This window comes from Micromonospora sp. DT41 (assembly GCF_049841715.1).
Taxonomy (GTDB): domain Bacteria; phylum Actinomycetota; class Actinomycetes; order Mycobacteriales; family Micromonosporaceae; genus Micromonospora; species Micromonospora profundi.
Window position 1 is genome coordinate 287,358 of sequence record NZ_JBNCKU010000008.1, and the last position, 6,509, is coordinate 293,866.

The following is a 6,509-nucleotide window of genomic DNA, read 5'->3' on the forward strand; positions in this document are numbered from 1 at the left end:
CCGAGTGGAGCAGGCATGACCAGGCCATCGACCGTGTCGGACAACAGGCGCGGCGACACGGCGACCGATCCGCCGGCGTCGGGGCCGGGCACCGCGCGAAAGCGCGACCGCCAGCCCCGGCCCGGCCGGGGCACCGTCCTCGCTGTTTTCCTGGCGCCGGCCCTGGCGCTGTTCGTACTGCTGGTCCTCGCCCCCATCGTGGTGGCCGGCTACGCCAGTTTCTTCAAGTGGAACGGCTTCGGCCTGCCGGAGAACTTCATCGGGTTGGACAACTACACCCGCGCCTTCGGCGACCCGACGTTCCGCGGCGACCTGTGGCGTGGCCTGGTGCTGGTGGTGCTGTCCCTGGGCGTGCAGCTTCCTGTTGCGCTGGCCCTGGCCATGCTGCTCAACCAGCCACTTCGGGGGCGGGCCGTCTACCGGCTGATCTTCTTCGCCCCGTACGTCCTCTCCGAGGTCACCACGGCCGTCCTGTTCACCCTGGTGTTCTCACCCAACCGAGGGCTCGGGGAGGGCGTCGCCCGGTGGCTGGGCGCCGACGCGGGCACCATCTTCGCCGACCCGGACACCGTGCTGTACGCCGTCTTCATGGTGGTGTCCTGGAAGTACTTCGGCCTCTACATGATGCTCTTCCTGGCAGCCCGGCAGGGCATCCCGAAGGAACTGCACGAGGCGGCGGTGACCGACGGCGCCAGCGCCTGGCAGGCGTTCCGGCATGTCACCCTGCCCCTGCTCGGCCCGACGATCCGCATCAGCATCTTCCTGTCGGTCATCGGCACCATCCAACTGTTCGACATGGTGTGGGTGCTCACCGGTGGCGGGCCGATCCACTCCTCGGAGACGCTGGCCGTCACGATGTACCAGTTCGGCTTCCGGCGCTTCGAGGTCGGCTACGCGAGTGCCATCAGCATCATGATGTTCCTGCTGAGCCTCGTCTTCGCCCTGTTCTACCAACGCATCGTCCTGCGTCGTGACACGGCGGGCGCGATCACCACCCAGGGAGGCCAGTGATGACCGCCATGGCGAGCCGCGCCCAGCGGACCCGCAGCGTCGTGCTGCACCTCGTCTGCATCGCCGTCGGCGTGCTCATCGTCGTGCCGGTGTATTTCGGCGTGCTCGGCGGTTTCAAGGACAACGGCCAGTTGTCCACCAACCCGCTGGGCTGGCCCGACCCGTGGGTGCCGAACTACCTGGAAATCCTGGGCAACGGGGTGTTCTGGCGGCAGCTCGGCAACAGTCTGCTCATCGCCGTGAGCAGCACCCTGATCGTCGTCGGCTCGGCGGCGCTGGCTGCGTTCGTCTTCGCGCGCTACGCCTTCCGGGGTCGGGAGTTCCTGGTGACGTTGTTCGCGATCGGCCTGATGTTCCCGTTCGCGGTGGCCATCCTGCCGCTGTTCGTGCTGTTGCGTAGCGTCGGCCTGCTGGACAACCCGCTCGGTGTCATCCTGCCCCAGGCCGCCTTCGGGCTGCCGATCACCATCATCATCCTGCGCCAGTTCTTCCGGACCATCCCGGCCGAGGTCGAGGAGGCAGCCGTCCTCGACGGGTGCAGCGCCTTCGGTTTCTTCTGGCGGGTCCTGCTGCCGATGGCCCGTCCCGCCCTGGCCACCGTCTCCGTGCTGGCGATCGTGACCAGCTGGAACAACTTCATGCTGCCGCTGGTCGTCTTCAGCGACCAGAGTTGGTGGACCCTGCCCGTCGGGGTCCAGGCGTTCCAGGGCCAGTACGCCGACGACACCGCCCGGGTGCTCGCCTACGTCGTCCTGTCCATGCTTCCGGCACTGGGCTTCTACGCCGTGGCCGAACGGCAGCTCATCGGCGGCCTGACCGGCAGCGTCAAGGGGTGACCGCGAACCGCCGACCGATCTGAACCGTCCCGTCAGAGGAAGAAGGGGACCGTGGGCTCCGACAACGGCCGAAATGTCACAATCGCGATGATCGCACGTCTGGCCGGTGTCTCCGTGCCCACGGTCTCCCGGGTCATCAACGGCCGCTCCGACGTCGCACCCGGGACTCGGGAACGCGTCGAGGCGCTGCTCCACCACCACGGCTACCGACGCCGTACGCAGGCCCGGCGGACCGACGCCGCGCTCATCGACCTGGTCTTCAACGACCTGGACAGCCCCTGGGCCGTGGAGATCATCCGTGGGGTGGAGGACGTGGCCCAGAGCAGCGGCGTCGGCACCGTCGTCTCCGCCATCCACTGGCGCATCACGTCGGCCAAACAATGGCTGGACAACATGCGTACCCGGTCCACCGAGGGGGTCATCTTCGTGACCTCGATGGTGAACCCGCCGTTGCAGGCCGAACTGCGCCGGCTGCACCTCCCGGTGGTCGTCATCGACCCCGCTGGTGTCGACCCGCAGGAGTCACCCACCATCGGCGCCACCAACTGGGCGGGCAGTCTGAGCGCCACCCAGTACCTGATCGGCCTCGGCCACCGCCGGATCGGCTTCATCGCCGGACCACCGCACCTGATGTGCAGCCGGGCCCGGATGGACGGCTACCGCGCCGCGCTCGGCGCCGCCGGCATCCCCGTCGACGAGGCCCTCATCCGACCTGGCAACTTCTATCACGAGGCCGGCTTCACCTCGGGTACGCACCTGCTGGCACTGCCCGACCCGCCCACCGCGATCTTCGCCTCCAGCGACCAGATGGCCCTCGGCGTCTACGAGGCCGTCCGTAAACGGGGCCTGCGGGTGCCCGACGACATCAGCGTGGTCGGCTTCGACGACCTGCCGGAGGTCCGCTGGTGCTCCCCGCCGCTGACGACGATCCGTCAGCCTCTGGCCGAAATGGGCATGCTGGCCGCCCGGACCGTCCTGCGGCTCGCCAGTGGCGAGAAGACCGAGAGCCCGCGCATCGAACTCGCCACCGAGCTCGTCGTCCGCGACAGCGCCCGGCCACCGCGCCCGCCAGGATCCTGATCGACGTACGCCAGTCGAGGCTGGCAGCCGCGTACCCCTTGAGATCGTCGATTCGGCCGTGACATTCTTGGCCGTCGATGATGCCGCGCGCGGGGCTGACCGCCGTCCAATGGGCAGCCGGGACCAGCAATGGTCTCGGGGGACGGTGAGACGAGCGATGGAGCACCGGGAGCCATCCGTCCACGGGTCCGCCCGCCGCGCCGCACCCTGACCGGCTGGGCGACTCACTGTTCTGTCTCCGCGAAGGAACTCCGCCCATGCGTAAACCGAAAGCCCGCACGGCACTCCTGGTGAGCCTGGTGCTCGCCGCGGGCGCGCTCTCCGGCATCACAGCCTCCACCGCCAGCGCGGCGGCCGACCCGGTCGCCGTCACCGTGAACGCCCGCGCGGGGCTGGCCACAGTGCCCGACACGGCACTGGGTGTCAACCACGCCATCTGGGACCAGAACCTTGGTACGGCCGAGACAACGGACCTGCTGCGCGACGCCGGTGTGCAGATGATGCGCTACCCCGGCGGCTCGTACGCCGACATCTACCACTGGAAGGACCACACCGCCCCCGGCGGGTACGTCGCGCCGAACACCGACTTCGACACCTTCATGGCGGCGGTCAAGCGGGCCGGCGCACAGCCGATGATCATCGCGAACTACGGCACCGGCACGCCTGCCGAGGCCGCCGACTGGGTGCGGTACGCCAACGTGACAAAGGGCTACGGCGCGCGGTACTGGACCGTCGGCAACGAGAACTACGGCAACGGGCACTACGGGTCGGCGTGGGAGGCCGACGACCACCCGGACAAGAGCGCGAGCCAGTACGCGCGCCTGGTCGTCGAGTACGCCGACGCGATGAAGGCGGTCGACCCGACCATCAAGGTCGGTGCGGTGCTGACGATGCCGGGCAACTGGCCGGACGGGATCACCGCAGGCAGCGACCCCGGTCCCTGGAACCAGACGGTGCTCTCCATCGCCGGCCCGAAGATCGACTTCGTGGACGTGCACTGGTACCCGGGAGGCACGGCCGCGGAGTCGCTGGCCCGGACCAACCACCTTCCCGACGCGACGTACCTGCTCCGCGAGCAGCTTGCCCGGTACGCGGGCCCGAACGCCGGGCGCATCGGCATCAGCTTCACCGAGTTGAACGTCGACGCGGGCCGCACCACCCAGCCGGCGGCACTCTTCCTCGCCGACGTCTACAGCGGGCTGCTGTCCAGCGGTGTCTTCACCGTCCAGTGGTGGAACGTGCACAACGGCATCGGCACGGTGTCCGAAGTGGCCGGCCAGACCGACTACGGCGACTTCGGGCTCCTGTCCAGCGGCGCCTGCACCGAGGACGGCTCGGTGTGTGAACCGCCCCTGAACACACCGTTCGCGCCGTACCACGGTCTGACAATGATGAAGCTGTTCGCCAAGACGGGCGACCAGTTCGTTCGCGCCGGCACGAGCGACTCGCTGGTCAGCGCGCACGCGGTACGCCGCCCCAACGGTGACCTCGCGGTGCTGCTGATCAACAAGGATCCGGACGCCGCGCACACCGTCGCCATCGACTACGCCGGGTTCACCCCGTCGACCGCCGCGCCGACGGTGTCCACCTTCACCAACGGGGCGACGGGCATCACCACCAGCCAGTCCGGTTCCGCGACCAGTCGGACGCTGCCCGCGTACTCGCTGACCACGCTCGTGTTGCGCCCGGCCGGCGCGACCGCCGGGCGGCCGTCGGCACCGGGCCAGCCCACCGCCAGTGGCGTCACCGACCGCACCGCGACGATCACCTGGCCGGCGGCCACGCCCGGCGGCAGCCCGATCGCCAAATACGAGGTGTACCGGCAGAACGGTGCCGTCAGCGAGCAGCTCGGCGAGACGGCGGGCACCTCGTTCACTGTCGGCAACCTGGTGCCGGGCAGCAGGTACACGGTGAACGTCCTGGCCCGGGACACCGCCGGACGGGTGTCGTGGTCGTCGCCGCCGCTCACCTTCGCCACCGGCAGCCCGACCACGAGCGCCTGCACCGTCCGCTTCACCACCAACAACGACTGGGGCAACGGCTACATCGGGGGAGTCGAGATCACCAACAACGGGACGAAGCCGATCACCGGCTGGACGCTCACCTGGACCTGGCCGACCAGCTGGCAGCAGGTGAGCAGCGGCTGGAGCGCCAACTGGGAGCAGGTCGGCACAGCCGTACGGGTCACCCCGACCGACGACAACCGGCAGATCGCCGCCGGGGCCAGCGTGAGTGCCGGCTTCGTCGGCGCGTACAGCGGCCCGAACGTGCTGCCCACGGCGTTCACAGTGAACGGCACCCTCTGCACGAGCGGCTGACGCCGTGCCGGTGGGCTGACGCCGTGCCGACCGGCTGGCCCGATCCCTCGGGCCAGCCGGTCGCGCCGGGTTCTATTCCTCAGGGCTCGGATCTTGGACAGTTTCCGTTAGCGACTGACGGAAACTGTCCAAGATTCACTTTGTCGGGCGGCGTGGGGGCGGGGTTGGAGTCCAGCCGGCGGCCATGAGGGCGCGACGGACCGTCGCGGCGACCTCGTCGGGGCGGGCGCGGATCCGCCAGGCCGGGAAGCGCAGGATCCGATCGCCGCTGGTCCAGATGTCGTTCTGCCGGCGCATGTCAGCCGCCCAGTGCCGGGCGTCCATGTGGTGCGCACCGTCGATTTCAACCTGCACCCGCCATTCTCGCCAGTACGCATCCAGCCAGCGGTTACGGCCCGCCTCGTCAACCCGATGTTCCTGGAGGTCGGGGGTGGGTAGGCGGTGCCGGCGGCACAGCCGCAGGAAATCGATCTCGGAGAGCGCCTGCGCACCGCCCGCGATGTCGCTCACGGCCTGCCTGATCAGCCGCCGGCGAGGCGCCCGAGGTAGGACGTCGAGCACCGCCCGCAACTCCTCGGGCAGTACCCGACGCTGCTGGCAACCGGCGGCCAGCAGCGCCTGCGCCTCATCCACGCCGGCCGCCCAGCCGGCCGCGTCCACAAGTGCTCTGGCCGTCGTGGTACGCGGTGGACGGGCAAGTTGACGATGAGACTCCGGCAGCACCGACGTGCGATGCACCAGCACCGCTGGCATGTCGATCGGAAGTCGACGCAGGGTGGTTCGCGCGGCACGGCGGTCTGCCGGCACCAGCACATGCAGTGGCTCCCGCCGCAGTCCCCGTACCCCGCCTTCCGCGGCGGCGGTCACCCCAGCCAGCACCGCCTCGGGCCCGGCCGCCAGCACCGCCACCCAAAGCTGCTGGTCGCGGGTCAGTCGGCCGTTGCCGGTCAACAGGATGCCCCGGCAGACCGATCGCCACCGGCCGGAGCGAATCCGCCCCCGCACCTTCCCCTCGCTCAGGAGCCCGGAGACCTGCGCGGTCGTCAGCACGCCCGCCTGCTCGAAGGCGAGCCAGTCGAGTGCGTCGGCGTCATCGGCGGGCAGCATCCCGACAGCCTTCGCCGCGAGCCGCTGCCACGCCACCAGATCTTGGACAGTTCCCGTCATTCGTCGCGCTGCCGTGCCGTCGCGCTGCCGTGCCGTCGCGCTGCCGTGCCGTCGCGCTGCCGTGCCGTCGCGCTGCCGTGCCGTCGCGCTGCCGTGC

At 69.8% G+C, this 6,509-nt stretch carries 5 protein-coding genes; 4 read left to right on the plus strand and 1 reads right to left on the minus strand.

All coding sequences use genetic code 11. The features are described 5' to 3' along the window. Positions 1–15: 15 nt before the first annotated feature. From ACLQ23_RS17775 to ACLQ23_RS17790, 4 genes are all read left to right on the plus strand, one after another. Positions 16–1,011, plus strand: coding sequence for a carbohydrate ABC transporter permease (locus tag ACLQ23_RS17775; RefSeq protein WP_355588651.1), 996 nt, complete (start codon positions 16–18; stop codon positions 1,009–1,011). After that, positions 1,011–1,847, plus strand: coding sequence for a carbohydrate ABC transporter permease (locus ACLQ23_RS17780; RefSeq protein WP_355588653.1), 837 nt, complete (start codon positions 1,011–1,013; stop codon positions 1,845–1,847). The genes ACLQ23_RS17775 and ACLQ23_RS17780 overlap by 1 nt, the downstream gene beginning before the upstream one ends. 87 nt (positions 1,848–1,934) lie before the next feature. Beyond that, positions 1,935–2,927, plus strand: a complete 993-nt coding sequence (locus ACLQ23_RS17785) for a LacI family DNA-binding transcriptional regulator (protein WP_425734801.1) — start codon at positions 1,935–1,937, stop codon at positions 2,925–2,927. A 257-nt stretch (positions 2,928–3,184) separates the two neighbouring features. Beyond that, positions 3,185–5,245 (plus strand): cellulose binding domain-containing protein, encoded by a 2,061-nt coding sequence (locus ACLQ23_RS17790; RefSeq protein ID WP_425880829.1) that lies wholly within the window; start codon positions 3,185–3,187, stop codon positions 5,243–5,245. Positions 5,246–5,380: 135 nt separating this feature from the next. Here ACLQ23_RS17790 and ACLQ23_RS17795 read toward each other — a convergent pair. Continuing rightward, a partial coding sequence (locus ACLQ23_RS17795; RefSeq protein ID WP_425880830.1) for an endonuclease domain-containing protein occupies positions 5,381–6,509 on the minus strand: 1,129 nt, incomplete at its 5' end.

Coding starts and splice junctions, on each gene's coding strand:
- ACLQ23_RS17775 (WP_355588651.1), top strand. CDS start 16: ATGACCAGGCCATCGACCGTGTCGGACAACAGGCGCGGCGACACGGCG.
- ACLQ23_RS17780 (WP_355588653.1), top strand. CDS start 1,011: ATGACCGCCATGGCGAGCCGCGCCCAGCGGACCCGCAGCGTCGTGCTG.
- ACLQ23_RS17785 (WP_425734801.1), top strand. CDS start 1,935: ATGATCGCACGTCTGGCCGGTGTCTCCGTGCCCACGGTCTCCCGGGTC.
- ACLQ23_RS17790 (WP_425880829.1), top strand. CDS start 3,185: ATGCGTAAACCGAAAGCCCGCACGGCACTCCTGGTGAGCCTGGTGCTC.